This window comes from Verticiella alkaliphila (genome assembly GCF_018904615.1).
Taxonomy (GTDB): Bacteria; Pseudomonadota; Gammaproteobacteria; order Burkholderiales; family Burkholderiaceae_B; genus Verticiella; species Verticiella alkaliphila.
This window is the reverse complement of record NZ_JADCNH010000042.1, coordinates 1-26,288: the sequence shown is the minus strand read 5'-3', so window position 1 is coordinate 26,288 and position 26,288 is coordinate 1. Positions and strand designations below refer to the sequence as shown.

The window sequence follows — 26,288 nt, the reverse complement described above, 5'->3', positions numbered from 1 at the left end:
AACGCGGAATGGCGGTGGACGACCGCAAGGCCTGCGGCATCGAAAGAAGCGCCAGTCTGACCACAGGACGGATCAAGACGATTCCGGGGCGGCAAGGCGCCGCGAAGATGCGCGCAAAGCGCTATAGAGAATGGCGCGCCCGGCAGGATTCGAACCCACGACCCCTTGGTTCGTAGCCAAGTACTCTATCCAACTGAGCTACGGGCGCGCTGTGTACTGCAAAGAGGATCGACTATAGCACGAATTTCGACAAGCTGTCGATTGCCGGTGAGCCCGTACGAAATGCCGTGGCCATCGCCGCGACCGGAAAAACAAAAAAGCCGCCCCGAAGGACGGCTTTTCGCAGCATTAGGTGGCGCGCCCGGCAGGATTCGAACCCACGACCCCTTGGTTCGTAGCCAAGTACTCTATCCAACTGAGCTACGGGCGCGCTGTGAGGGCCGAACTATAGCATGGGAAAAATTTCCCGCGCAAGCGCTTTTTACCACGGCGTGGCCATCAGCCGATGGTCATCAGGCTCGCATTGCCGCCGGCGGCGGCGGTGTTGACGCTGACGGAGCGCTCGGCCAACAGGCGTTCCAGCCGATACGCGCGGCCCTGGGCCAGCTCGGCCACGGTGCGACCCTGCGCCTGCACGATGGGGCCGTCGCGCTCGGCCAGCCTCTCGCTCAACGCGATGAGGCCATCCCCATCGCCCTCGAACAGCACGCCGCCCAGGGCGTCGCCGGCATCCAGCGCCACCTCGGGCACGACGCGCACCCAGGCTGCCAGGGCCTGGGGCAAGGCACCCGCCAGGGCGGGACCGGCATCGTTCCCGGTCTGGACGAACCAGGCCGGATTCCCGGCCGCCAGCGCGGTGGCAAGCTGCACCCGCGCGCCATGCGGGCTGCGCGCCACGCAGAGCACAGGGCCCCGTGGCTCGAGCCGGTAGGTGTTGCGTTCGCCCGTCGGCCCGGGCAGCAGGGTCGCCGCGCCCACGGCGCTGTCCTGTCGCCATTGACGGCACAGGGTCGCAGCCGACGTGTCGCCCTCCCCCTCGAGCCATTCCGCCAGCGCATCGAGCGGCGCGAGCAGGGCGGACTCAGGCTCCAGGCCGGCGGGCCGCCCCACGGGCGCGGTGGCGAGCAGGCGCGGCAGGTACAGCGGTCCACCCGCCTTCGGACCGGTGCCGGACAGGCGCTCACCGCCGAATGGCTGCACGCCGACGATGGCGCCGATCACGTTGCGATTCACGTAGACATTGCCCACCTTCGCCCGGGTCACGAGCCGGTCGATGGTCTCGTCGATGCGCGAGTGCACGCCGAACGTGAGGCCATAGCCCGTGGCATTGATGTCCTCCATCAGGCGGTCGAGTTGCGCGCGCGGATAGCGCACCACGTGCAGGACCGGTCCGAACACCTCGCGCTCGACGTCGGCGACGGCCTCGATCTCGATCAGGGTGGGTGGCACGAACGTGCCGTTGGCGCAGCCTGCCGGCAAGGCGAGCTGATCCACGGCGAAGCCGCGCGCCCGCATGGCCTCGATGTGCCGCTCGATGCCATCGCGCGCCTCGGCATCGATCACAGGTCCCACGTCGGTCGACAAGCGGTCAGGATTGCCCACGGTCAGTTGGCGCATCGCCCCCTTCAACATGCCCAGCACGCGATCCGCCACGTCGTCCTGCAGACACAGGATGCGCAGTGCCGAGCAGCGCTGGCCTGCCGAATCGAAGGACGACTGCACCACGTCCATCACGACCTGCTCGGCCAGTGCGGAAGAGTCCACCACCATGGCGTTCTGCCCGCCCGTCTCGGCAATCAGCGGAATCGGCTGCCCCTGGGCATCCAGGCGGCCGGCGAGCGCGCGGGCGATGTGCCGCGCCACCGCCGTCGAGCCCGTGAACATCACGGCGCGCACACGCGGGTCGGCGGTCAGGGCCGCCCCCACCGTCTCGCCCGTGCCCGGCAGCAGTTGCACGACCGCTTCCGGCACACCCGCCTCGTGCAGCAGACGCACGCCCTGGGCGGCGATCAGCGCAGTCTGTTCCGCCGGCTTGGCCAGCACCGGGTTGCCGGCAGCCAACGCCGCGGACACCTGCCCCAGGAAGATGGCGAGCGGGAAATTCCAGGGGCTGATGCAGACCACCGGCCCCAGCGGGCGGTGCGTGTCGTTGGCCAGGCCCGTCTCCACCTGCAAGGCGTAGTAACGCAGGAAATCCACGGCCTCGCGCACCTCGGCGATCGCATTCGAGAAGGACTTGCCCGCCTCGCGCACGATGAGTCCCAGCAAGGGCTGCATGCGGCCTTCGAGCAGGTCCGCCGCGCGGCGCAGGCAGGCCGCGCGCTCCTCGGCAGGCGTTGCCTGCCAGATCTGTGCGGCGTGGACAGCACGCTCGAGCGCGGCGTCCACATCCTCCGGGCGAGCCGAGACGACATGCCCCACCACGTCGCGGCGATCCGCGGGATTGGTCACCGCCAATGCCGATGCATCCTCGGCTGCGCCTGCGGGCGCAGCCCGCCAGGCCACGGTGGAACTCGCCAGCAGCGCCGCCGAGAGCGAGGCCAGGCGCTGCTCGTTGCTGAGATCCAGCCCGAGCGCGTTCTGTCGTTCGCCACCGCCTTGCGCGCGATAGAGGTCGCCAGGCGAAGGAATGCGCGGGTGCGGCGCGCCCAGCGGAGAAATGCCCTGCGCCTCCTCCACGGGATCGCGCACGAGATCGTCCAGGCTCACGTCCGGATCCGCGATACGGTTCACGAAGGAGGTATTCGCGCCGTTCTCGAGCAGCCGGCGAACCAGGTAGGCGAGCAGGGTCTCGTGCGTGCCCACCGGCGCATAGATGCGGCAGGGCCGCGCGAGGCCGCCCTCCTCCACGGGTTTGGTCACTTCCTCGTAGAGCGGCTCGCCCATCCCGTGCAGACACTGGAATTCGTACTGCCCGGGGTAGTAGTTCTGACCCGCCATGGCATGGATGGCCGCCAGCGTATGCGCATTGTGCGTGGCGAACTGCGGGTACACCGCCTCCGGCGCATCGAGCAGCTTGCGCGCACACGCCAGGTAGGAGACATCCGTATAGACCTTGCGCGTGTAGACCGGATAGCCCTCCAGCCCCTCGACCTGCGCCCGCTTGATCTCGCTATCCCAGTAGGCGCCCTTGACGAGCCGGATCATCAGGCGCCGCCGGGTGCGGCGGGCAAGATCGGTCACGTAATCGATCACGTAGGGCGCGCGCTTCTGGTAGGCCTGGATGACGAAACCCACGCCATTCCAGCCCGCGAGTGCCGGGTCCTCGCAGAGCGCTTCGAGCAAGTCCAGCGAGATCTCCAGCCGGTCGGCCTCTTCGGCATCGATGTTCAGGCCGATGTCGTAGCGGCGTGCGAGCAGCGTCAGCGCCCGCAACCGCGGCAGCAACTCGTCCATCACGCGTTCCTGCTGCGCACGCGAATAGCGCGGGTGCAGCGCCGATAGCTTGATGGAGATGCCTGGGCCCGCGTAGATGCCGCGCCCTGCCGAGGCTTTGCCGATGGCATGGATCGCCTGCTCGTACGCGGCGTAGTAGCGCTCGGCATCCTTGGCCGTGGTGGCCGCTTCGCCCAGCATGTCGTAGGAGTAGCGAAAGTTGCGGGCTTCCCACTTGCGGCTGTTGGCGAGCGCCTCCGAGATGGTCTCCCCGCTCACGAAGTGCTCGCCCATCAGGCGCATGGCCATGTCCACGCCCTTGCGGATCAGGGGCTCACCGCCCTTGCCGATCAGCCGCGTCACCGCCGAGGCCAGCCCGCGCTCGCTGTTCGTGCTGACCAGGCGCCCGGTGATCATGAGGCCCCACGTCGCGGCGTTCACGAACATGGACGGCGACGTGCGCAGGTGCGACTGCCAATCCCCGCCGGAGATCTTGTCGCGGATGAGGGCGTCGCGCGTGGCGCGATCCGGGATGCGCAGCAAGGCCTCGGCCAGGCACATGAGGGCAACGCCTTCCTGGCTGGACAACGAGAACTCCTGGATCAAGCCGTCAACTCCACCGCCCGAGCGCTTTTCGCGCAGCGCCTTGACGAGCCGGGTGGCCAGGGTGCTGACGCTGGCGGGATCGGCGCTGCGTGCGAGGCCAATCAGCATCGGCAGGCATTGCGGCTCCGGGCGGCGATACGCCGAGGTCACCGCCGCGCGCAGCACGGATTGCGGCGCCACCGTCTGCGCAAAGTCGAAGAAGGGTTGCGGCAGCGGCTCGGCGAGCACGGGATCCTGCGCGGGCTCGTCCTGCTCGCCCGTACCGCCCCCCTCCACCGCCAGATGCTGCAGGAACGAAGGCATGCGGCCGCGCTCGATGTCGTCCAGCAGCGAATAGATCGCCTGCTTGATGAGCCAGTGCGGGGTACGGCCGACCTGGGCCGCCGCCTCCTTGATGCGGTTGCGCAGTGGTTCGTCGACTTTGACGCCGAGGGTAGTGGAAGTCATGGCAGGAATCCGGCAGACAGGGATGAGCGCATTCTACGCAAGGTGCAACCAATTTGCGCACGCAGAGTGCAACCCTGGTGTTGCCAGGGTGCAACCCAGTCGTGGCATTCCCGCATCATCCCCCCGGCACCACGCCTGCCCACTGGCGGCAGCGCCTATAATTGCCTGTTAGCCTGCTCCCATGGCCTCTTGCCTGTCCAGCTCATGAAATCCGCCGACATCCGCCAGAAATTCCTGCAGTTCTTTGCGGCAAATGGCCATACGGTCGTGCCATCAGCATCCTTGGTGCCCGGCAACGATCCGACGCTGCTCTTCACGAACTCGGGCATGGTGCCGTTCAAGGATCTCTTCCTCGGACGCGAGACGCGCGCCTACACCCGCGCCACCAGCAGCCAGCGCAGCGTGCGCGCGGGCGGCAAGCACAACGATCTCGAGAACGTCGGCTACACGGCCCGTCATCACACGTTCTTCGAAATGCTGGGCAATTTCAGCTTCGGCGACTACTTCAAGCGCGACGCCATTCGCTACGCCTGGGCGCTGCTCACCACGGTGTATGAGCTGCCCGCCGAGAAGCTCTGGGTCACGGTCTATGCCGAAGACGACGAGGCCTACGCCATCTGGCGCGATGAGATCGGCGTGCCCGAGGCACGCATCATCCGCATCGGCGACAACAAGGGCGCGCGTTACGCCTCGGACAACTTCTGGCAGATGGGCGACACGGGCCCGTGCGGCCCGTGCTCGGAGATCTTCTTCGATCACGGCCCGGACGTCTGGGGCGGCCCGCCCGGGTCTCCGGAAGAAGACGGCGACCGCTACATCGAGATCTGGAACCTCGTGTTCATGCAGTTCGAGCGCGATGCGGCCGGCAATCTCACCAAGCTGCCCAAGCCCTGCGTGGACACCGGCATGGGGCTGGAGCGCATCGCCGCCGTGCTGCAGCACGTGCACAGCAACTACGAGATCGATCTCTTCCAGCGCCTCATCGCCGCGGCGGGCCGCGAGACGGGCACGCAGGATCTCACCCAGAATTCGCTCAAGGTCATCGCAGATCACATCCGCGCGTGCTCGTTCCTGGTCGTCGATGGCGTGATCCCCGGCAACGAAGGCCGCGGCTACGTGCTGCGCCGGATCATCCGCCGCGCGCTGCGCCACGGCTACAAGCTCGGCCAGACCAAGCCCTTCTTCCACAAGCTGGTGCCGGATCTCGTCGCCGAGATGGGTGACGCCTATCCCGAACTTGCCAATCTGCAGGAGCGCGTGGCCCAGGTGCTCAAGCAGGAAGAAGAGCGCTTTGGCGAGACGCTCGACCACGGCATGCGCATCCTGGATGCCGCACTGTCGGCGCTGCCGGCGGGCGAGAACGCCACGCTGGATGGCGACACCGCCTTCACGCTGTACGACACCTACGGCTTCCCGCTGGATCTCACGGCCGACATCTGCCGCGAACGCAACGTGCAGGTCGACACCGCCGCCTTCGACGCCGCGATGGAACGCCAGCGCACGCAGGCGCGTGCCGCGGGCAAGTTCAAGATGGCCGCCGGCCTTACCTATGAAGGCGCCAAGACCACCTTCCACGGCTACGAACACCTCGGCTATGACGACGCGCGCGTCGTCGCCCTCTACGCAGACGGCACGGCCGTCGAGCGTCTCGAGGCCGGCCAGGAGAACGCCGTGGTCGTCCTGGATCACACCCCGTTCTATGCCGAATCCGGCGGCCAGCATGGCGACACCGGCGTCCTCGCGGCCGACGGCGTGCGCTTTGCCGTGCTCGATACGCTCAAGATCGTGGCCGACGTGAGCGGCCATCATGGCACCCTCGAGCAGGGCTCGCTGGCCGTGGGCGACGTCGTCCGTGCGGACGTGGACACCGTGCGCCGGGCGCGCACCGTGCGCAACCACTCCGCGACCCACCTCATGCACAAGGCCCTGCGCCAGGTGCTGGGCGAGCACGTGCAGCAGAAAGGCTCGCTGGTCGACCACGAAAAGACCCGCTTCGACTTCGCGCACGATGCCCCGATGACGCCCGAGCAGATCGCCCAGGTTGAAGCCATCGTCAATGCCGAGATCCTCGCCAACCAGCCCGTGCAGGCCCGCCTGATGGGCTATGACGAGGCCGTCTCCGGTGGCGCCACCGCGCTCTTCGGCGAAAAGTACGGCGATGAAGTCCGCGTGCTCGACATCGGCTTCTCGCGCGAACTCTGTGGCGGCACCCACGTGCAGCGCACCGGCGACATCGGCTTCTTCAAGATCGTGGCCGAAGGCGGTGTGGCCGCCGGCGTGCGCCGCGTCGAGGCCATCACGGGCGACAATGCGCTCGCCTGGGTGCAGAAGACCAACGCCACGCTGCAGCAGGCTGCGGCCATGCTCAAGGCGCAGCCGGCCGAACTCGGCACGCGCATCCAGCAGCTGCAGGGTGAGATCCGCATCCTGGAGAAGGATCTGGCCCAGGCGCGCGACAAGCTCGCCGCCAGCGCGGGCAACGATCTGGCGGGCCAGGCCGTGGACGTGGGCGGCGTGAAGGTGCTGCTCACCGCCGTGTCCGGCGTGGACGCGAAGGCCTTGCGTGGCCTCATCGACCAGTTGAAGGACAAGCTCGGCAACGCCGTGCTGCTGCTGGCCGCCGTGGAAGCGGGCGGCAAGGTGAGCCTGGCCGCTGGCGTGAGCAAGGCCGTGACCGACCGCGTCAAGGCCGGTGACCTCGTCAACGTCGTCGCGCAGCGCGTGGGCGGCAAAGGCGGTGGTCGTCCCGACATGGCCATGGCCGGTGGAACCGATGCCAGCGCCCTGCCCGCAGCCCTCACCGAGGCACGCGCCTGGGTGGACGGCAAGCTCGGCGCGTAAGGCGGCGCATGGACGACGCCACGCCCACCCCGGACCTGGACATCGACACCAGCGGGCTCACCTGCCCGCTGCCCATCCTGCGCGCGAAAAAAGCCCTGGCCACGCTCACCACCGGCCAAGTGCTGCGCGTGGTGTCGACTGATCCGCACTCCATGGCGGATTTCCGCGCGTTCTGCCGCCAGACGGGCAACGCCTTGCTGCGGCAGGACGACGAGAACCCGCGCTTCATTCATTACCTGGCGCGCAAGTAGGCGTCATCGCTCGATCTCAGGCCCGCACGACGCCCACGTCCTGCGGGCCTTCGACATCCTGAGGGGCTGCTCGCCCCAAGGCAGACACCGTCGCCAGGCTGACACGCGGCGCAGGCAGGATTCCTGCTTGCCCCCGTGGCACACGCGCCAGTCACCGAGAAGAACACCATGGCCCAGTATTTCTCTGTCCATCCGCAGAACCCGCAACCCCGCCTGCTCAAGCAGGCCGCCGCCCTGCTGCGCCAGGGCGGTCTGCTCGCCATCCCCACCGATTCGAGTTATGCCGTCGTGGCGGCCCTGGACGACAAGGCAGCGGCCGACGCCATCCGCCGCCTGCGCGGTGTCGACGAGCGCCATCACCTCACGCTCCTCGTGGGCGATCTCGCCGACATCGGCCAGCTCGCCCGTGTCGACAACCAGCAGTACCGCCTGCTCAAGGCGGCAACGCCCGGCCCCTTCACCTTCATCCTGCAGGCCACACGCGAAGTGCCGCGCCGGCTCTCGCACCCGTCGCGCAAGACGATCGGCCTGCGCATGCCCGATCACCCCGTTGTGGCCGGGCTGTATGCCGAGACCGGCCCGCTGCTCTCAGCCAGCTTCATCCCCGCGGACGAGACCGAACCGCTGAACGACCCCCAGGAGATTCGCAACCGCTTCGAGCATGCGCTGGCCGGCATCATCGAAGCCGGCCCCTGTCCGACGCGCTACACCACGGTGGTGGATCTGTCGGGCGACGAGCCCGAACTCATCCGTGAAGGACGCGGCGACCCTGCCTTGCTGGGCATCCGCGTCTGACAGGCGCGGCGCTGCCGCGCCGTGGGTGTTCCTTTGCGGCCTGCGCGCGACGGGCTCCAGTAGCCCATTGGACGCGAGGACTCCGATCCACGAATCCCCTACGAAGTCGGGCACGTCCACCTCATCGAACGTAGGCACATTCGGCACCGACGCGAGCCGGGCTTAGCCGGAAGCGGCCAGCGCGACTCATTATTGCCGACAGAGAGATACGTACCCGCACGGCCCCCACCCCGCTACAATCGCCCCATGGAATCGGTCATTCAAACGATCGCGGTCTACGCGATCCCGGTGATCTTCGCGATCACCCTGCACGAAGCCGCACACGGCTACGTCGCCCGCCTCTTCGGGGACAACACGGCCTACGTGATGGGCCGTGTCACCTTGAATCCCGTCAAGCACATCGACCCGGTCGGCACCATCCTCGTGCCCGCCCTGATCCTCTTGAGCAGCAAGCTCCTGGGCGGCGCAGGCCTCCTCTTCGGCTGGGCCAAGCCCGTGCCCGTGGATTTCGGCAGCCTGCGCCGGCCCAAGCGCGACATGCTGTGGGTAGCGCTGGCCGGCCCCGGCGCCAACCTCTTCATGGCCATCCTGTGGGTGATCTCGCTGCGCATGATGGTGGGCACCGGCGTGCGGGAATCCTTCTTCATCGAGATGGCCATGGCGGGCGTGCAGGTCAACCTCGTGCTGATGGCGCTCAACCTGCTGCCGCTGCCGCCCCTGGACGGCGGGCGCGTCGTCTTCAGCCTGCTGCCCAACCGCCTCGCCTACCAGTACTCGCGCCTGGAGCCCTACGGCCTCATCATCCTGCTCGTGCTGCTCGCCACCGGCGTGCTCGGCACCCTCATCTCGCCCATGCTCGCGCTGGGCGGCGCCATCATTGGCCTCTTTCTCTGAGCCGATCCGGCCTTGCCCGTCCTGACCCGGCGGGCACGCCACGACCTCGATCCCCGGCCGCCCCCCGCCCCGCCGCGCTGCTAGACTCCCCGCTCCAACAACGACAACACGGGGAGCCGCATGAACCGCTCGGAATTCGCCTTCTTCCACCCCTTGCGCGTGCGCTGGGCCGAAGTCGACATGCAGAAGGTCGTCTTCAACGGCCACTACATGCTGTATTTCGACGTCGCCTTCACCGAATACTGGCGCGCTACCGGCCTGCCCAACAGCCAGGTGCAGGCCCGCGAAGGCATCGAGATGTTCCTGCGCCGCGCCACCATCGATTACCAGGCCTCCGCCGAATTCGACGACGAACTCGAGATCGGCATGCGCTGCGCCCGCCTGGGCCGCAGCAGCATGACCGTCCAGGGCGGCATCTTTCGCGGCGACACTTTCCTCGTGGGCGGCGAACTCCTCTACGTGTACGCCGACGTGGCCGCCAAGAAGGGCGTCCCCATCCCCACCGCGTGGCGCGAGCACCTGGCCACCTTCGAGCGCGTGGCGCCCGAGACCGCCTGAAGGGCAATGCGCCCCTGCCCACGGGACGCCCGCCCCGCAGAGACAGAATCCAACTTGGCCTAGGTAGACCACCAGATACTGACGGCTGCCACGCAAGCCAACCCGATGTGGCCGCAATGCGGCCACGAGCAAGCCACGCGGCCATACAGGCGCAGCCGCTGGCGTGGGTGCCGGGCGGCGGGCCGTTGGAGCACGCCGAGCGGGCGGGGTCTGGACGGGAGGCAAGGGGCGCGATGTCTGAGGAGGCGGGTGTGGACAGTCCGGGGGACTGTCCACCCTCCGAGTTCGCCGACCGCCCGTCACGACATCCGGAGCGAGAGGGAAGCCGGGCCGTGAAGGCCCGGCCGCGCGACCGGCCCGCCGCCCGGCACCCACGCCAGTGGCGTCTCAAGAACCAGCAACATTTCAAAGACCAGCAACGTCTCAAGAACCAGCAACATCTCAAAGACCAGCAGCGTCTCAAGAACCAGCAAGCACCCCCGCCCCACACCTCCTATAATTCCCCGTTTGTCCCCACCCACGCGCGCGCCGCGTCATCCGAGCCCCGCCATGCAGGAACGCTACCACCCCGCCACCGTCGAATCCGCCGCCCAGGCCCACTGGAAGCAGATCGACGCGTACCGTGTCACCGAACACGCCAAGGCCGCCGACGGCTCGGACAAGCCCAAGTTCTATGCGTGCTCCATGCTGCCCTACCCCAGCGGCAAGCTGCACATGGGCCACGTGCGCAACTACACCATCAACGACATGATGGCGCGCCAGCTGCGCATGCGTGGTTACAACGTGCTGATGCCCATGGGCTGGGACGCCTTCGGCATGCCCGCCGAGAACGCCGCCATCAAGTCCAAGGTGCCGCCCGCGAAGTGGACCTACGACAACATCGCCTACATGAAGAAGCAGATGCAGGCGATGGGTCTGGCGATCGACTGGTCGCGCGAGATGACCGCCTGCGACCCGGCCTACTACAAATGGAACCAGTGGCTGTTCCTGCAGATGCTGGAAAAGGGCATCGCCTATCGCAAGACCCAGGTCGTGAACTGGGACCCGGTCGATCAGACCGTGCTCGCCAATGAACAGGTGATCGACGGGCGCGGCTGGCGCTCCGGCGCCCCCGTGGAAAAGCGCGAGATTCCCGGCTACTACCTGCGCATCACCGATTACGCCGAAGAGCTGCTCGCCGCCGTCAAGGACGGCCTGCCGGGCTGGCCCGAGCGCGTGCGCCTGATGCAGGAACACTGGATCGGCAAGAGCGAGGGCGTGCGCTTTGCCTTCCCGCACGAGATCCGTGGCGCCGACGGCCAACTGATCCAGGACGGCAAGCTGTACGTGTTCACCACGCGTGCCGACACCGTCATGGGCGTGACCTTCTGTGCCGTGGCGCCCGAGCACCCCCTCGCCCAGCACGCGGCGCAGACCAACCCCGAGCTTGCCGCCTTCATCGAAGAGTGCAAGAAGGGCGGCACGACCGAGGCCGAGCTGGCCTTGAAGGACAAGGAAGGCCTGCCCACCGGCCTCACGGTCACCCACCCGCTCACCGGCCAGCCCGTCGAAGTCTGGGTCGGCAACTACGTGCTCATGAGCTACGGCGACGGTGCCGTGATGGGCGTGCCCGCGCACGACGAGCGTGACTTCGCCTTCGCCAAGAAATACGGCCTGCGCATCCAGCAAGTCATCGAGATCGACGACAAGCCCTTCTCCGAGGACGCCTGGCAGGAATGGTATGGCGCCAAGCCCGGCATGGGGGTGCCCGGTCGCACCATCCATTCCGGCAAGTACGACGGGATGACCTACGAGGCCGCCATCGACGCCATCGCCGCCGATCTGGGCGCGCAAGGCCTGGGCGAGAAGCAGACCACCTTCCGTCTGCGCGACTGGGGCATCTCGCGCCAGCGCTACTGGGGCACCCCGATCCCCATCATCCACTGCGCCGATTGCGGCCCCGTGCCCGTGCCGGCCAAGGATCTGCCAGTTGTCCTGCCCGATGACCTCATCCCCGACGGCTCCGGCAACCCGCTCAACAAGAGCGAAGCCTTCCTGTCGTGCGTGTGCCCGAGCTGCGGCAAGCCCGCACGCCGGGAAACGGACACGATGGACACGTTCGTCGATTCGTCCTGGTACTTCATGCGCTACACCTCGCCCGGCAACGATGAGGCCATGGTGGACAGCCGCAATGATTACTGGATGCCAATGGACCAGTACATCGGCGGCATCGAGCACGCCGTGCTGCACCTGCTGTACGCGCGCTTCTGGACCAAGGTCATGCGCGACCTGGGCCTGGTCAAGTTCGACGAACCGTTCACCAAGCTGCTGTGCCAGGGCATGGTGCTCAACCACATCTACTCGCGCCGCACCGCCAACGGCGGCATCGAGTACTTCTGGCCCGAGGAAGTCGACAACGTCTATGACGCCAAGGGCGTGATCGTGGGCGCCACCCTGAAGCGCGACGGCTCGGCCATCGACTACGGTGGCGTGGGCACGATGTCCAAGTCCAAGAACAACGGCGTGGATCCGCAGGCCACCATCGACGCGCAGGGCGCCGACACGGCCCGCCTCTTCGTGATGTTCGCGAGCCCGCCCGAGCAGACGCTCGAGTGGTCCGACAGCGCGCTCGATGGCGCGCAGCGCTTCCTGCGCCGCCTCTGGAGCTGGAGCTACCAGCAACGCGAGGCCGTGAGCGCCGCGCTCGCCGTCGGCACCGTGGATTGGTCCGCCGCGCCGAGCGCCGTGAAGACGCTGCGCCGCGACATCCACGCGATCCTGCGCCAGGCCGATTACGACTACCAGCGCATGCAGTACAACACCGTGGTGTCGGCAGGCATGAAGCTGCTCAACACCCTGGAGCAGGCCGACCTGTCGGCCGCCACGCCGGCGGTGGCCCAGGCCGTGACGGCCGAAGGCCTCTCGGTGCTGCTGCGCCTGCTGTACCCGGTCGTGCCGCACATCACGTGGCAGCTCTGGCGTGAACTGGGCTTTGCGACGCAGCACGGCGACGTGCTCGATGCGCCCTGGCCCACGGTGGACGAGACCGCGCTCGTGCTCGATGAAGTCGAGCTGATGCTGCAGGTCAACGGCAAGCTGCGCGGAGCCTTGAGCGTGGCGGCATCCGCCGACAAGGCCGCCATCGAGGCGCAGGCCCTGACCCACGAGGCGGTGGCCAAGTTCCTTGAAGGCCGTCCGCCCAAGCGCGTCATCGTCGTGCCCGGTAAACTCGTCAACGTCGTCGGCTGAGCATGCCATCGCAGAGCCGCACCATGCGCCCCCAGGATCCCACCATGTTCCAGCCGTCTCGAGTGATGCGGGTCTTCCTTGGCCTGCTGCTCTGCGCCAGCCTGGCCGCTTGCGGCTTCGCGCTGCGCGGCACGACCGAGCTGCCCTTCTCGACGCTCTACATCAACCTGTCGCCGAATTCGCAATTCGGCGCGCAGCTGCGCCGGCAGATCGAAGCCACCTCGCAGACCCGCGTGGTGGACACGGCCCAGGGCGCCGAGGCCCAGCTGCAGATCCTGGACGAGGGGCGAGAGCGCACCGAACTCGCGCTGACGGCGCAAGGCCGCGTGCAGGAATTCGACCTCACGCTGCGCATCGTCTTCCAGGTGCTCGACAACCAGGGTGAATTCCTGGTGCCGCCCACCACGCTGATCGCCACGCGCACCTTGTACTACGACGACAACGTCGCGCAATCCAAGGAAAGCGAAGCCGAGATGCTGTATCGCGCCATGCGGGCGGACCTGCTGCAGCGCATCGTGCATCGCCTGGGCGCTGCGGACACGCGTGCCGCCGCCGAGCGCGCGCGCAGCGAACGCGTCACCACGCCGCGCGCCATCCGGTAGACGGATGAAAGGCGTTTCCCTGCGACCCGAGCAGTTCGGCAGCCATCTGGCCAAGGCGGGCACGGCTTTGGCCGCGCTCTACGTGATCGCCGGAGACGAGCCGCTGCTCGTCATCGAAGCGGGTGACGCGTTGCGCGCCGCCGCGCGCCAGGCAGGCTTCACCGACCGACGCAGCCTGCTGATGGATGCGCGCAGCGACTGGAATGCCCTCGCCGGCAATGCGAGCTCCGGCTCGCTCTTCGGCGACAAGCAGTTGCTCGAAGTGCGTCTGCCCACGGGCAAGCCGGGCAAGCTCGGTGGCGACGTACTGATCCGCCTCGCGCAGCAGGCCGAGCAAGGCGTGGACGATACGCTCACCGTGATTCAGTTGCCGCGCCTGGACCGCACCCTGCGCGCGGCACCCTGGTTCCTCGCGCTGGCCAAGGCGGGCGTGCTGGTGGACATCCCCACCATTGATCGCCCCGCCCTGCCCGCCTGGATCGGCACGCGCCTGGCCGCGCAAGGCCAAAGCGCCGATCGCGACGCGCTGTCCTGGATCGCCGATCGCGTCGAGGGCAACCTGCTCGCGGCGCACCAGGAGATCCTGAAGCTCGGCCTGGCCTATCCGCCGGGCAAGCTCAGCATCGAACAGGTGCAGGACGCGGTCATGAACGTGGCGCGCTACAACGCGTTCAAGCTGCGTGAAGCCATCCAGGCCGGCGACGCCGTGCGCGTGGTGCGCATGCTCGAAGGCCTGCGCGCCGAAGGCGAGGCGCTGCCGCTGGTATTATGGGCTGTCACGCAGACCTGGGGCCGCGCGCCCCACACGGCCGGCGCCGCCGCCATCCGCCACGCCCACGATATCGACCGCCTCATCAAGGGGCTCTCCGCGCCTGGACGCCTGGGCGATCCGTGGCAGGAACTCACCACCCTGGCCCTGCGCCTCACCCGACAATCCACTGCCCGACCCCAGCCATGACCGAGCTCGCCACCACCCTGCAAACCCTGGGCCGCAACGCCCGCCGCGCCGCCCGCCAGATGGCTGCCGCGCCGGGCGCAGCCAAGGCAAAGGCGCTGCGCACCATGGCTGACTTGCTGCTCGCTGCGCGCGAGCGCATCCAGGCCGAGAATGCGCGGGATCTGCAAGCCGCTCGCGAGCGCAACCTCGAGCCCGCCATGCTCGATCGCCTGAAGCTCTCGGATCGTGCGATCGAGCTCATGGCCATCGGCCTGCGCCAGATCGCCGACATGCCGGACCCGGTGGGCGAGCTCACGGCCACCCAGACACGCCCCAACGGCATGCAGGTGGGCCGCATGCGCACGCCCCTGGGCGTGATCGGCATCATCTATGAGTCGCGGCCCAACGTGACGATCGATGCGGCCGCGCTGTGCCTGAAGTCCGGCAACGCCGCCATCCTGCGCGGCGGCTCCGAAGCCCTGCACTCCAACCTGGCGCTGGCCGAGGTGGTGCGCCAGGGCCTGGAGGCCGCCGGCCTGCCCGCGGATGCCGTGCAAGCCGTGCCGACCACGGATCGCGCCGCCGTCACGCTGCTCGCGAGCATGACGGAGTACGTCGACGTCATCGTGCCGCGCGGCGGCAAGGGTCTCGTCGCCGCGCTCGAGCGCGATGCGCGCGTGCCCCTCATCAAGCACCTGGACGGCAACTGCCACGTCTATGTCGACAGCCATGCCGACCTGGACCAGGCCGTGCGCATCGCCGTCAACGCCAAGACCTACCGCTATGGCATCTGTGGTGCCATGGAAACGCTGCTCGTGCATGCCGACGTGGCTGCCACCTACCTGCCGGCCGCGGCCGCCGAGTTCGCCGCCAAGGGCGTCGAGCTGCGCGGCTGTGCGCGCACGTGCGAGATCCTGCCCACGGCCGTGCCGGCCACCGACGAGGACTGGGCCACGGAGTATCTCGCCCCGATCCTCGCCGTGCGCGTGGTCGCGTCGATCGATGACGCCATCGAGCACATCGAGCGCTGGGGCTCGCACCACACGGATGCCATCGTGACACGCGACCTGCATGAGGCGCGCCGCTTCCAGCGTGAAGTGGATTCGGCCTCCGTGCTGGTCAACCTGCCCACCTGCTTTGCCGACGGTTTCGAGTACGGCCTGGGTGCCGAGATCGGCATCTCCACGAACAAGCTGCACGCGCGCGGCCCGGTCGGCCTCGAAGGCTTGACCACGCTGAAGTGGGTGCTGCTGGGCGACGGCCAGCTGCGCGGCTGACTGCCTGGTACCGCAGTATCCGCACCGCGTGGGCCACGCCCGCGCGGATGATTCCTTTTGTCCTTCACGTTGCCGGACGCCTCATGCTCATGCTCTGGATCAAAGCGCTGCACATCGTCTTCATCGCATCCTGGTTCGCAGGGCTCTTCTACCTGCCGCGCATCTTCGTGAACCTCGCGCAGACGACGGATCCGGGTGCGCGCGACATGCTCCTTGGCATGGCGCGCCGGCTCTTTCGCTTCATGACCATCTTGGCCTTTCCGGCCGTCGGCCTCGGCCTGTGGCTCTTCATGGTCTATCGCATCGGCATGAGCCCGGGCAGCGGCTGGATGCACGCCAAGCTCTTCCTGGTGCTGCTCACCATCGGCTATCACCACGGCTGTGGTGTGCTGCTGCGCAAGTTCGAGGCGGGCCGCAACACCCGCTCCGCCCGCTTCTACCGGTGGTTCAATGAGATCCCGGTCCTCTTCCTCCTGGCCATCACGATTCTCGTGGTCGTCAAACCTTTCTGATTAGAGCCTATCCGTGGCTGATGATTCCGAGCGCAAGACGCTCTCCCTCAAGCCGGGCAAGCCCCGCGAGGCCGACCCCTCGCGCGAGAGCGTGCGCACCGGCGCCCGCGCCCACCGCGTAGCCCGCGATCGCGCCGCATCGCCGGACGCCGCCCCCAAGAAAAACGCATCCCGCGGTCCGCGTGACGATAACGACCGTGGTGCTCGCGGCCCGCGCCCTGAAGGCGGCTTCCGTCCTCGCCCCGAAGGCGACCGTGGCCCGCGCGGCCCGCGTCCTGAAGGCGGCTTCCGCCCGCGCCCCGATGGCGACCGACCGTTCAATCGCGGTCCTCGCGATGACAACGATCGTGGTCCTCGTGGCCCGCGTCGCGAGGGTGGCTTCCGTCCACGCCCCGAAGGCGACCGACCGTTCAATCGTGGTCCCCGCGACGAGAACGACCGTGTTCCCCGTGGCCCGCGTCCCGAGGGTGGCTTCCGGCCCGCGCCCCGAAGGCGACCGTCCCTTCAATCGTGGGCCTCGCGATGACAACGACCGTGGCCCTCGCGGCCCGCGTCCTGATGGCGGCTTCCGCCCGCGTGGCGACGACAACCGCCCCTTCAATCGTGGCCCCCGCGACGACAACGACCGCGGCCCTCGCAGCCCGCGTTCGGAGGGCGGCTTCCGCCCCCGCGCGCCGCGAGACGATGCCCCGGGCGAGCGGCCCACGCCGCGTCATGCGACCACGCCGGCCGACATCTACCCCGTGTTCGCGCCGTGCCCGCAAGGGCTGGAAGCCGCGCTTGCCGACGAGCTCACGCAACTCGGCTTGACGGACGTCCAGCCGGGCCGCTCGGGCGTGCGGTTCCGCGCAAGCTGGCTCGACGTCATGCGCGCCAACCTGCACAGCCGCCTGGCCACGCGCATCCTGGTGCAGGTAGCCCACGGGCCCATCGAGACCGAGGACGATCTGCTGCGCCTGGCCTATGACACGCCGTGGGAGCGCTGGTTCGGCGCGGAGCAGACACTGCGTGTGGACACCTCGGCCATCCGCAGCCCGATGCAGAGCCTGCAGTACTGCAACCTGCGCGCCAAGGACGGCATCTGCGATCGCCTGCGCGACCGCGAAGGCGAGCGTCCGGACATCGACACCGTGCGCCCCGATGCGCGCGTGCATGTCTTTCTGGACGAGACCACGGCCACGCTGTATCTGGACACGTCCGGCGAGTCGCTCTTCAAGCGCGGCTGGCGTTTCGACAAGGGCGAGGCGCCGCTGCGCGAGAACCTGGCGGCGGGTCTGCTGGCCCTGTCCGGCTGGAAGGGCGACACCCCGCTGGTCGACCCCTTCTGCGGCAGCGGCACGATCCTGATCGAGGCGGCCTTCATCGCCCTGGGCGTGCCACCCGGCATGTCGCGTCCCTTCAGCTTCGAGCGTCTGCGCAATCACGACGAACGTGTCTGGCACAGCCTGAAGGCCGATGCCCAACGGCAGATCCGCACGAAAATCGAAGTCCCGCTCGTGGGCAGCGACATCGATCCGCGGGCCATCGATGCCGCGCGCCAGAACGCCGAGCGTGCGCGTCTGGGGCCGGACACGATCCAGTTCTCCGTGGCGCATGCGCGCGACGTGCGGCCGCCCTCGGACGTGCCTGGGTGGATCGTCACCAACCCGCCCTATGGCGAGCGTCTGGAGACGGACGAGGATGGCTTGTGGAGCGAGTGGGCGAGCAGCCTCAAGGCGCACTTCGACGGCTGGCAGGTGCACGTCATCACGACGGACCGCGGTCTGCCGGGGCTTTTGCGCCTGAATGCGCAACGCCGCACGCCGCTGTACAACGGCGCACTGGAATGCCGGCTCTTCGCCTTCGAGATCGTGGGCGGCAGCTACCGTCAGAAGCTGTAGTGGCGGGACGTCGGCAGCCCTGCTGCCGGCACCCGTGAATGCAAGAAGGCCCGGAGCTGGCATCTGCCGATCCGGGCCTTCTTGCATTCAGATCCGCGGTGTCAGTTGCCTGAGAACAGGATCGTGATGTTCAGCGCCAGCGCGATCACCCACACCAACGAGCGCAGCAGGCCACGGCCGGCGATGTAGCAGCCGAGGTAGGCGATGCGCGCCAGCAGCCAGAACCCCATCAACGTGCCCAGCCGCCCCGGGTCGGCGCCCTGGTGCAGCGCGAACAGCGCCGCCGCATAGAAGAAAGGCAGCGCCTCGAACGCGTTCTGCTGCGCCGCGTTGGCGCGGGCACGCCAGCCTTCCTGCTTCGAGAGCCACGTGCGCGGCGTCTCGTTGTCGAAGCGATCCCCGCCGGCCTTGGCCGCCACGGCGCTCAACAAGGGCAGGAATGCTGCGGCCAGCAACAGCCAGGTCACCTGGGTCATGCGTGTCTCCTTGTAAACCGCTCAAAAGCCCCCACGCTCGCCTTCGGCTCGCTGCCCCCCGAGGGGGCCGCGTTTTTGCCTTGGGGCGGCCCGGCGGCTGGAAAATGCCCCCACGCTCGCCTTCGGCTCGCTGCCCCCCGAGGGGGCGCTTTTTGCCTTGGGGCGGCCCGGCGGCAAAACAAAAAAGGCCGGCAATACGCCGGCCTTCGCTTACTTCATCTTGAAGCCGCCCGGCAGCTTCAACCCGCCGAGGCCCTTCATGCCCCCCATGGCGCGCATCATCTTGGCCATGCCGCCCTTCTTCATCTGCTTCATCATGCCCTGCATCTGGTCGAACTGCGCGAGCACCTTGTTCACCTCCTGCACCGGCACGCCCGAGCCCACGGCAATGCGGCGCTTGCGCGAGGCCTTGATGAGTTCGGGCTTGGCGCGCTCGCCTGGCGTCATGGAATCCAGGATGCCGCGCATGCGCTTCATCTGCTGATCGGCCTGCCCACTCTTCAACTGACCCGCCGCCTGGGCGAATTGCGAGGGCAGCTTCTCCATCAGCGAGCCCATGTCGCCCAGCTTGGACACCTGCGCGAGCTGGTCGCGAAAATCGTTGAGATCGAAGCGCGTGCCCGACTTGAGCTTGGCGGCGAGCTTCTGCGCTTCGCCGTGATCGATGGCCTGCTGCGCCTGCTCGACGAGCGAGACGATGTCGCCCATGCCAAGGATGCGCTGCGCCATGCGCTCCGGGTGGAAGGGCTCCAGGCCCGTGAGCTTTTCGGAGACGCCGACGAACTTGAGCGGCTTGCCCGTGACTTCACGCACGGACAACGCCGCACCACCGCGCGAATCGCCGTCGAGCTTGGTGAGCACCACGCCGGTAAGCGGCAAGGCATCGTTGAAAGCCTTGGCGACGTTCACCGCATCCTGGCCCTGCATGGCGTCGACGACGAAGAGCGTCTCAATGGGTTTCAGGAGGGCGTGCAACGCGCTGATCTCGCGCATCATCGCCTCGTCCACGCCCAGACGGCCTGCCGTATCCACCAGCAGCACGTCATAGTGATAGCGCCGCGCGTGGTCCACGGCATTGCGTGCGATGACTTCCGGCGTCTGGCTGGTGTCGGAGGGCAGGAAATCCACCCCGGCCTGCGCGGCGACGGTCTTCAACTGCTCGATGGCGGCGGGACGGTAGACGTCCGCGCTCACGACGAGCACTTTCTTCTTGCCCGTCTTGCGCCCGTCGTGGGTATGCTGTCCTTCGTGCAACCAGCGGGCGAGCTTGCCCGTGGTGGTCGTCTTGCCCGCGCCCTGCAGGCCGGCCATGAGGATGATGGCCGGCGGCTGCTGCGCCAGGGACAATTCGCTCGCGTGCGGCCCGAGGTCTCCGCCCATGAGGGTGGTGAGCTCTTTATTGACCACACCCACGAACGCCTGGCCCGGCGTCAGGCTGCCGACGACTTCCTCGCCCAGGGCCTTTTCCTTGACCCGCGCCACGAACGCACGCACCACGGGCAGGGAGACGTCGGCCTCGAGCAGGGCCATGCGCACTTCGCGCAGGATCTCCTGGGTGTTGGATTCGGTCAGCCGCGCCTCGCCGCGCAGCGTCTTGACCACGCGCGACAGGCGATTGGTGAGATTATCTAGCATGAATGGGAATGACTTACACTGGGACGGTTATGGGAATTGTATTGCACACACTGGCCGCCCTGGGATATGCGGCGCTCGCCTGGCGGCCTTGGCGCGCGCTGTCGGGTCATGCAGATGGCGTGGCCACCACCCCCGAACGGTTGGGTCTCGCCCTGGTGCTGCTGGTGCATGGCGTGGCCTTGTACCAGGCCATGCTGGGCGCGCATCAGCTGCGCCTGGGGCTGGGCGTGGCGCTGTCGGCCACGTTCTGGCTCGGCATGCTGGTCTTCTGGCTCGAGAGCCTCATCATACGCGTGGACGGGGTACGGCTGCTGCTCCTGCCGCTCGCCGCCCTGGCCGCCCTGATGCCGATCGTGCTGCCCGCGCCGATGGTCATCCCGCACGCGGGCAACGCCTGGCTGCCCGTGCACCTCATCATGTCGCTCGCCGCCTATGCGTTCATGACCATCGCCGCACTGCACGCGCTGCTCATGGCCTCGGCGGATCGCCGGCTGCATCGTCCCCAGCCCTCCGCCGATCATGCCGGCATGTCGCCCGCGTGGTCGCGTCTGTTTGACGCCATCCCGCCGTTGCTCGTCCTGGAACAGGTGCTGTTCCGGTTGATCGCCATGGGCTTCGTGCTGCTCAGCCTGGCGGTCGTCACAGGCAGCGCGATGTCGCGCGCGCTCGATGGCCCCTGGCTGCCGTTCGATCACAAGACCGTGTTCACGTTGTTGTCCTGGGCCACCTTCGGTGTCCTGCTGCTCGGTCGCTGGTTGCGTGGCTGGCGCGGCCGAGTCGCGGTACGCTATACCCTGGCGGGTCTCGTCCTGCTGCTGCTTGCCTACGCCGGCAGCCGCTTCGTCATCGAACTTCTCCTGCAACGATGAGCAAACTGCTGTTCTGGGCCGGGATCATCCTGGTCGCCCTGATCGTGATGCGCCTGCTCGCGCGCCACTCTGCCGCACGCCATCGTCGCGCCCGCGCCACACCCCGTCGGCCGGTGCCCAAGCGCATGCAGTCCATGGTGCAGTGCGCGCACTGCGGCCTGCACCTGCCGTCGTCCGATGCCATCCATCGCGATGGACGAACCTGGTGTTCGCAGGAACACGCCAAGGCCGGCGCGCGCATTTCCCCCTGATCTGCAGACCTTCGCAATCGCAGGTATCATCGCGCCCCCGCCTCGTCGTCGGATGGCGGTGCGAATGCCGTGCGCCATGGGGCGCTGGGGTATCCAGCGCCTTCCTGATGGGACGCATTGCGGGGGATTCTGCCGGATTTGACTAGCCGATTTCGCCTGCTGAAAGCGGGCTCAGCAACATTCGCTGACACCTTTTCCGGCTTGCCGACAACCACTTGCGACACTACAATTAGTGGCTGAATACACGGCAAGCCACTACCGATAGCGTAGTGGCTTGTTCACTTCCTGGAGCCCCCATGCAAAACACTACGACCGTGGCCCGTTCCACGCAGGCCCCGCTCCGTCCCCAAGCTGCTCCGTTGCCCACCGATCCCGCCGCCTATCAGGACTACAAGACGCTTCGCCGAAACGGCGCCGTCGTGTCCTTCCAGCCCGCCAAGATCGCTGTCGCAATGACCAAGGCCTTCCTCGCCGTCAACGGCGGGCAGGGTGCAGCTTCGGCCCGTGTGCGTGAACTCGTCGAGGACCTGACTGGCCAGGTCGTCTCCGCCCTGATCCGTCGCCAGCCGAGCGGCGGCACGTTCCACATCGAAGACATTCAAGACCAGGTCGAACTCGCGCTGATGCGCTCGGGCGAACACGACGTTGCTCGCGCCTACGTGCTGTATCGCGAGAAGCGCGCACAGGAACGTGCGGTCGCCGTGCAGCTGCATGCCGAACACGGCCAGGTCACGGTGCAGGACGGCGACAAGAGCATGCCGCTGGACGTGGGTCGCCTGCAGGACCTGATCGTGGCTGCCGCCAAGGGCTTGACGGAATACGTCGACACCGATGCGATCCTCAAGGAAACCATCAAGAACCTGTACGACGGCGTCTCGCTGGATGAAGTCTTCAAGTCCGCGATCCTGGCCGCACGTGCGTTGATCGAAAAGGACCCGGCGTACAGCCAGGTCACGGCACGCCTGTTGCTGCATACGATCCGCCGTGAAGTCCTGGGTGAGGAAGTGAGCCAGGCCGACATGGCCACGCGCTACGTCGACTACTTCCCGCGCTTCATTGCCCATGGCATCAAGAACGAACTGCTGGATCCGGAACTGGCCAACTACGACCTCGCACGTCTGGCCCAGGCGCTCGATAACGAGCGCGATCTGCAGTTCAACTACCTCGGCCTGCAGACGCTGTACGACCGCTACTTCCTGCACGTGCGCGGCGCCCGCATCGAAATGCCGCAGGCGTTCTACATGCGTGTGGCCATGGGTCTCGCACTCAAGGAAGCCGATCGCGACACGCGCGCCATCGAGTTCTATCGTCTGCTCTCGAGCTTCGATTTCATGAGTTCGACGCCCACCCTCTTCAATGCCGGCACGCTGCACTCGCAGCTCTCGTCGTGCTATCTGACGACGGTGTCGGACGATCTCGAAGGCATCTACGACGCCATCAAGGAAAACGCGCTGCTCGCCAAGTACGCGGGCGGCCTGGGCAACGACTGGACCCCGGTGCGCGCGCTGCGCAGCCACATCAAGGGCACCAATGGCGAGAGCCAGGGCGTCGTGCCGTTCCTGAAGGTCGTCAACGACACGGCCGTGGCCGTCAACCAGGGTGGCAAGCGCAAGGGCGCCGTGTGCACGTACCTGGAGACGTGGCACCTGGACATCGAAGAGTTCCTGGAACTGCGCAAGAACACCGGTGACGAGCGTCGCCGCACGCCGGACATGAACACGGCGAACTGGATCCCTGACCTCTTCATGAAGCGGGTCATGGACAACGCCGACTGGACGCTCTTCTCGCCGTCCGATACGCCGGACCTGCACGACAAGGTCGGCCGTGCATTCGAAGAAGCCTACAAGGGCTACGAAGCCAAAGCCGAGAGCGGCGAGATCACGCTGTTCAAGAAGATCCCGGCCACGACGCTGTGGCGCAAGATGCTGTCGATGCTGTTCGAGACCGGCCATCCCTGGATCACGTTCAAGGATCCGTGCAACATCCGCTCGCCGCAACAGCACGTGGGCGTGGTGCACAGCTCGAACCTGTGCACCGAGATCACGCTGAACACCAACGACAGCGAGATCGCGGTGTGCAACCTGGGTTCGGTGAACCTGGTCGCGCACATGAAGCGTCTGGATGATGGCAGCCACGTGCTCGATCACGACAAGTTGAAGCGCACCATCAGCACCGCGATGCGCATGCTCGACAACGTCATCGACATCAACTACTACGCTGTCGACAAGGCCCGCAATGCCAACGAACGCCATCGCCCCGTGGGCCTTGGCATCATGGGCTTCCAGGATTGCCTGCACATGATGCGCGTGCCGTATGCATCGCAGGATGCCGTGGGCTTTGCGGATCGTTCGATGGAAGCCGTGTGCTACTTCGCATACAGCGCGTCGTGCGATCTCGCGGCCGAACGTGGCGCCTATCAAAGCTTCAAGGGCTCGCTCTGGGATCGTGGCATCCTGCCGCATGATTCGGTACAGCTCTTGCGTGATGAGCGTGGTGGTTATGTCGACGTCGATGACAGCGTTTCGTTGGATTGGGATACGTTGCGTGCTCGCATCAAAGCGCATGGCATGCGAAACTCCAATTGCGTGGCGATTGCCCCAACGGCAACGATTTCAAATATCATCGGCGTATCCGCGTGCATCGAGCCCACCTACCAAAACTTGTACGTGAAATCGAATCTGTCCGGCGAGTTCACCGTCGTCAATGAATACCTGGCTCGCGACCTGAAGAACCTCGGTCTGTGGGATGAGGTCATGGTTGCCGACCTGAAGTACTTCGATGGCTCGCTTGCCAAGATCGATCGCGTCCCTGCGGAGCTGCGCGCGTTGTATGCCACGGCTTTCGAAGTCGATCCGAAGTGGCTGGTCGAATGCGCATCGCGCCGCCAGAAGTGGATCGATCAAGCCCAATCGCTCAACATCTACATGGCAGGTGCGTCCGGCAAGAAGCTGGACGAGACCTACAAGCTCGCATGGCAGCGTGGTCTGAAGACCACCTACTATCTGCGCACGCTGGGTGCCACCAGCGCCGAGAAGTCCACCGGTCGCGGTGGCGAACTGAACGCGGTCTCCGCCGATGGCGCAACGGGCGGGCTTGCCGCTGCCGGTGCGCCCATCGCCCTCCCCGAGCCGGAAATCCTCGGCGCGGCCTGCACGATGCGTCCCGGTGACCCCGGGTTCGACGAGTGCGAAGCCTGCCAATAAACCCGAGGACCGACATGCTCAATTGGGAAGAAGACACCCCGACCCACACGACCGCACAACGCCCTGAGGGCGTGCGGTCTGCCACGGGCGCCCTCGATGGCGACGTGGCCCAGCCCGGCGAGCGCGCCGCGGCGCCGGCAACGGCGGCGCGCGTGCGCATGGCCGACAAGCGCATCATCAACGGCGAGACCGACGTTAATCAGCTCGTTCCGTTCAAGTACAAGTGGGCCTGGGAAAAGTACCTGGCCACCTGCGCCAATCACTGGATGCCGCAGGAAATCAACATGTCGCGCGACATCGCGCTGTGGAAGAACCCGAATGGCCTGACGGACGACGAGCGTCGCATCATCAAGCGCAACCTGGGTTTCTTCGTCACGGCCGATTCGCTCGCGGCGAACAACATCGTGCTCGGTACCTACCGGCACATCACGGCCCCTGAATGCCGCCAGTTCCTGCTGCGCCAGGCCTTCGAGGAAGCCATCCACACGCACGCCTACCAGTACATCGTCGAGAGTCTGGATCTGGACGAGGCCGAGATCTTCAACGCGTACAACGAGGTTCCCTCGATCCGCGCGAAGGACGAGTTCCTCATCCCGTTCATCGATGCCATCGCCGATCCGAACTTCAAGACGGGCACGCCCGAAGCCGACCAGACGCTGTTGAAGTCGCTGATCGTCTTCGCATGCCTGATGGAAGGCCTTTTCTTTTACGTGGGCTTCACGCAGATCCTGGCCTTGGGTCGTCAGAACAAGATGACGGGTGCGGCCGAACAGTACATGTACATCCTTCGCGATGAATCCATGCACTGCAATTTCGGCATCGACCTCATCAACACCATCAAGCTCGAGAACCCGCATCTCTGGACGCCGGCTTTCCGCGAAGAGATCCGCGAGCTGTTCCGCGAAGCGGTCGAACTGGAATATGCGTACGCCGAGGACACCATGCCTCGCGGCGTGCTCGGCCTGAACGCGCCGATGTTCAAATCCTATCTGCGCTTCATCGCCAATCGGCGTTGTCAGCAGATCGGCATCGAGCCGCTGTTCGCCAACGAGGAGAACCCGTTCCCCTGGATGGCCGAGATGATCGACATCAAGAAGGAGCGCAATTTCTTTGAAACCCGTGTCATCGAGTACCAGACGGGCGGTGCGCTGAGTTGGGACTGATATCCCGGCCATGCCCTGCAGTCAGGCGCGATGACACATTGGTAAACACGCACCCGACAGGCCGCGAGGCCGGTCGGGTGCGTGGTGCCATCTGATATGGCTCACACCCTGCGGTGCGGGCCATCTCAGATGGCTGTAGTGCATCCATTGCTCGCGCGATGGATGGGCCCGGCGGGCAACCTTGCCCGGCGGGTGTGTTATGGGCCCTGACTCTAGGAGTAAACCATGGCAACAGCCAAGAAAGCCCCCGCCAAGAAAGCCGCGGCCAAGAAAGCCGTAGCGAAGTCGGCGCCGGCCAAGAAAGCCGCCGTCAAGAAAGCCGCCGCCCCTGCCAAGAAGGCCGTGGCTGTGAAGAAGGTTGCCGCCAAAAAGGCCGCGACCAAGACCGTCGCCGCCGCCAAGAAGGCGCCGGCCAAGAAAGCCGCCGTGAAGAAGGTTGCCGCCAAGAAGGCGCCGGCCAAGAAGGCTGCGGTCAAGAAGGTCGCCGC

Annotated in this window: 20 protein-coding genes and 2 tRNA genes; 16 read left to right on the top strand and 6 right to left on the bottom strand. The window is 66.8% G+C overall.

All coding sequences use genetic code 11. The features are described 5' to 3' along the window. Nucleotides 1-131 precede the first annotated feature (131 nt). The 3 genes from IMZ29_RS19135 to putA all read right to left on the bottom strand — a co-directional run bounded on the left by IMZ29_RS19135 (nt 132) and on the right by putA (nt 4,428). Nucleotides 132-208 (bottom strand) — tRNA-Arg (locus IMZ29_RS19135). A 145-nt stretch (nt 209-353) separates the two neighbouring features. Further along, nucleotides 354-430 (bottom strand) — tRNA-Arg (locus IMZ29_RS19130). A gap of 68 nt (nt 431-498) precedes the next feature. Then, nucleotides 499-4,428: a trifunctional transcriptional regulator/proline dehydrogenase/L-glutamate gamma-semialdehyde dehydrogenase gene (gene putA / locus IMZ29_RS19125; RefSeq protein WP_216187099.1), complete on the bottom strand. Its 3,930-nt coding sequence runs from the start codon at nt 4,426-4,428 to the stop codon at nt 499-501. Nucleotides 4,429-4,632: 204 nt separating this feature from the next. On the opposite strand from putA, the gene alaS reads away from it, so the two are divergent. The 5 genes from alaS to IMZ29_RS19100 all read left to right on the top strand — a co-directional run bounded on the left by alaS (nt 4,633) and on the right by IMZ29_RS19100 (nt 9,767). Next, entirely contained in the window at nt 4,633-7,269 is a 2,637-nt protein-coding gene (gene alaS, locus IMZ29_RS19120; protein WP_216187097.1) for an alanine--tRNA ligase, read from the top strand. An 8-nt stretch (nt 7,270-7,277) separates the two neighbouring features. Beyond that, complete coding sequence (locus IMZ29_RS19115; protein ID WP_216187095.1) at nt 7,278-7,520, top strand: sulfurtransferase TusA family protein; 243 nt, start codon at nt 7,278-7,280, stop codon at nt 7,518-7,520. 168 nt (nt 7,521-7,688) lie between these two features. Beyond that, a complete protein-coding gene (locus IMZ29_RS19110; RefSeq protein WP_216187093.1) occupies nt 7,689-8,315 on the top strand; it encodes an L-threonylcarbamoyladenylate synthase in 627 nt (208 codons plus the stop codon). A gap of 246 nt (nt 8,316-8,561) precedes the next feature. Beyond that, nucleotides 8,562-9,209: a site-2 protease family protein gene (locus tag IMZ29_RS19105; RefSeq protein WP_216187091.1), complete on the top strand. Its 648-nt coding sequence runs from the start codon at nt 8,562-8,564 to the stop codon at nt 9,207-9,209. Between the two features lie 120 nt (nt 9,210-9,329). Then, a complete protein-coding gene (locus tag IMZ29_RS19100) occupies nt 9,330-9,767 on the top strand; it encodes an acyl-CoA thioesterase (protein ID WP_216187089.1) in 438 nt (145 codons plus the stop codon). 299 nt (nt 9,768-10,066) lie between these two features. Here IMZ29_RS19100 and IMZ29_RS19095 read toward each other — a convergent pair whose 3' ends face one another. Continuing rightward, complete coding sequence (locus IMZ29_RS19095) at nt 10,067-10,240, bottom strand: hypothetical protein (RefSeq protein ID WP_216187087.1); 174 nt, start codon at nt 10,238-10,240, stop codon at nt 10,067-10,069. A gap of 76 nt (nt 10,241-10,316) precedes the next feature. On the opposite strand from IMZ29_RS19095, the gene leuS reads away from it, so the two are divergent. The 6 genes from leuS to IMZ29_RS19065 all read left to right on the top strand — a co-directional run bounded on the left by leuS (nt 10,317) and on the right by IMZ29_RS19065 (nt 18,203). After that, entirely contained in the window at nt 10,317-12,995 is a 2,679-nt protein-coding gene (leuS, locus tag IMZ29_RS19090; protein WP_216187085.1) for a leucine--tRNA ligase, read from the top strand. 44 nt (nt 12,996-13,039) lie between these two features. Next, nucleotides 13,040-13,597, top strand: coding sequence for an LPS-assembly lipoprotein LptE (locus IMZ29_RS19085; protein WP_216187078.1), 558 nt, complete (start codon nt 13,040-13,042; stop codon nt 13,595-13,597). A 4-nt stretch (nt 13,598-13,601) separates the two neighbouring features. Beyond that, nucleotides 13,602-14,555 carry a DNA polymerase III subunit delta gene (gene holA / locus IMZ29_RS19080; protein ID WP_216187076.1) on the top strand — a complete coding sequence of 318 codons (954 nt, stop codon included), beginning with the start codon at nt 13,602-13,604 and terminating at the stop codon, nt 14,553-14,555. Further along, entirely contained in the window at nt 14,552-15,811 is a 1,260-nt protein-coding gene (locus tag IMZ29_RS19075) for a glutamate-5-semialdehyde dehydrogenase (RefSeq protein ID WP_216187074.1), read from the top strand. Before holA ends, IMZ29_RS19075 begins: the two co-directional genes overlap by 4 nt. 89 nt (nt 15,812-15,900) lie before the next feature. After that, nucleotides 15,901-16,323, top strand: a complete 423-nt coding sequence (locus IMZ29_RS19070) for a CopD family protein (RefSeq protein WP_216187072.1) — start codon at nt 15,901-15,903, stop codon at nt 16,321-16,323. Between the two features lie 335 nt (nt 16,324-16,658). Further along, nucleotides 16,659-18,203: a THUMP domain-containing protein gene (locus IMZ29_RS19065; protein ID WP_216187116.1), complete on the top strand. Its 1,545-nt coding sequence runs from the start codon at nt 16,659-16,661 to the stop codon at nt 18,201-18,203. Nucleotides 18,204-18,304: 101 nt separating this feature from the next. Here IMZ29_RS19065 and IMZ29_RS19060 read toward each other — a convergent pair whose 3' ends face one another. Both IMZ29_RS19060 and ffh read right to left on the bottom strand, forming a co-directional pair. Then, nucleotides 18,305-18,679: an MAPEG family protein gene (locus IMZ29_RS19060; protein WP_216187070.1), complete on the bottom strand. Its 375-nt coding sequence runs from the start codon at nt 18,677-18,679 to the stop codon at nt 18,305-18,307. A 210-nt stretch (nt 18,680-18,889) separates the two neighbouring features. Continuing rightward, entirely contained in the window at nt 18,890-20,314 is a 1,425-nt protein-coding gene (ffh, locus tag IMZ29_RS19055) for a signal recognition particle protein (protein ID WP_216187068.1), read from the bottom strand. 29 nt (nt 20,315-20,343) lie between these two features. On the opposite strand from ffh, the gene IMZ29_RS19050 reads away from it, so the two are divergent. The 5 genes from IMZ29_RS19050 to IMZ29_RS19030 all read left to right on the top strand — a co-directional run. Continuing rightward, nucleotides 20,344-21,183, top strand: a complete 840-nt coding sequence (locus tag IMZ29_RS19050; RefSeq protein WP_216187066.1) for a cytochrome C assembly family protein — start codon at nt 20,344-20,346, stop codon at nt 21,181-21,183. Further along, on the top strand, nt 21,180-21,434 hold the full coding sequence (locus tag IMZ29_RS19045) for a PP0621 family protein (RefSeq protein ID WP_216187064.1): 255 nt from the start codon (nt 21,180-21,182) through the stop codon (nt 21,432-21,434). The genes IMZ29_RS19050 and IMZ29_RS19045 overlap by 4 nt, the downstream gene beginning before the upstream one ends. A gap of 296 nt (nt 21,435-21,730) precedes the next feature. Further along, nucleotides 21,731-24,637, top strand: coding sequence for a ribonucleoside-diphosphate reductase subunit alpha (locus tag IMZ29_RS19040; protein WP_216187062.1), 2,907 nt, complete (start codon nt 21,731-21,733; stop codon nt 24,635-24,637). A 14-nt stretch (nt 24,638-24,651) separates the two neighbouring features. Then, nucleotides 24,652-25,800 (top strand): ribonucleotide-diphosphate reductase subunit beta, encoded by a 1,149-nt coding sequence (locus IMZ29_RS19035; RefSeq protein ID WP_216187060.1) that lies wholly within the window; start codon nt 24,652-24,654, stop codon nt 25,798-25,800. A 225-nt stretch (nt 25,801-26,025) separates the two neighbouring features. After that, nucleotides 26,026-26,288: hypothetical protein (locus tag IMZ29_RS19030; protein WP_216187058.1), on the top strand; the 263-nt coding region annotated here is incomplete at its 3' end.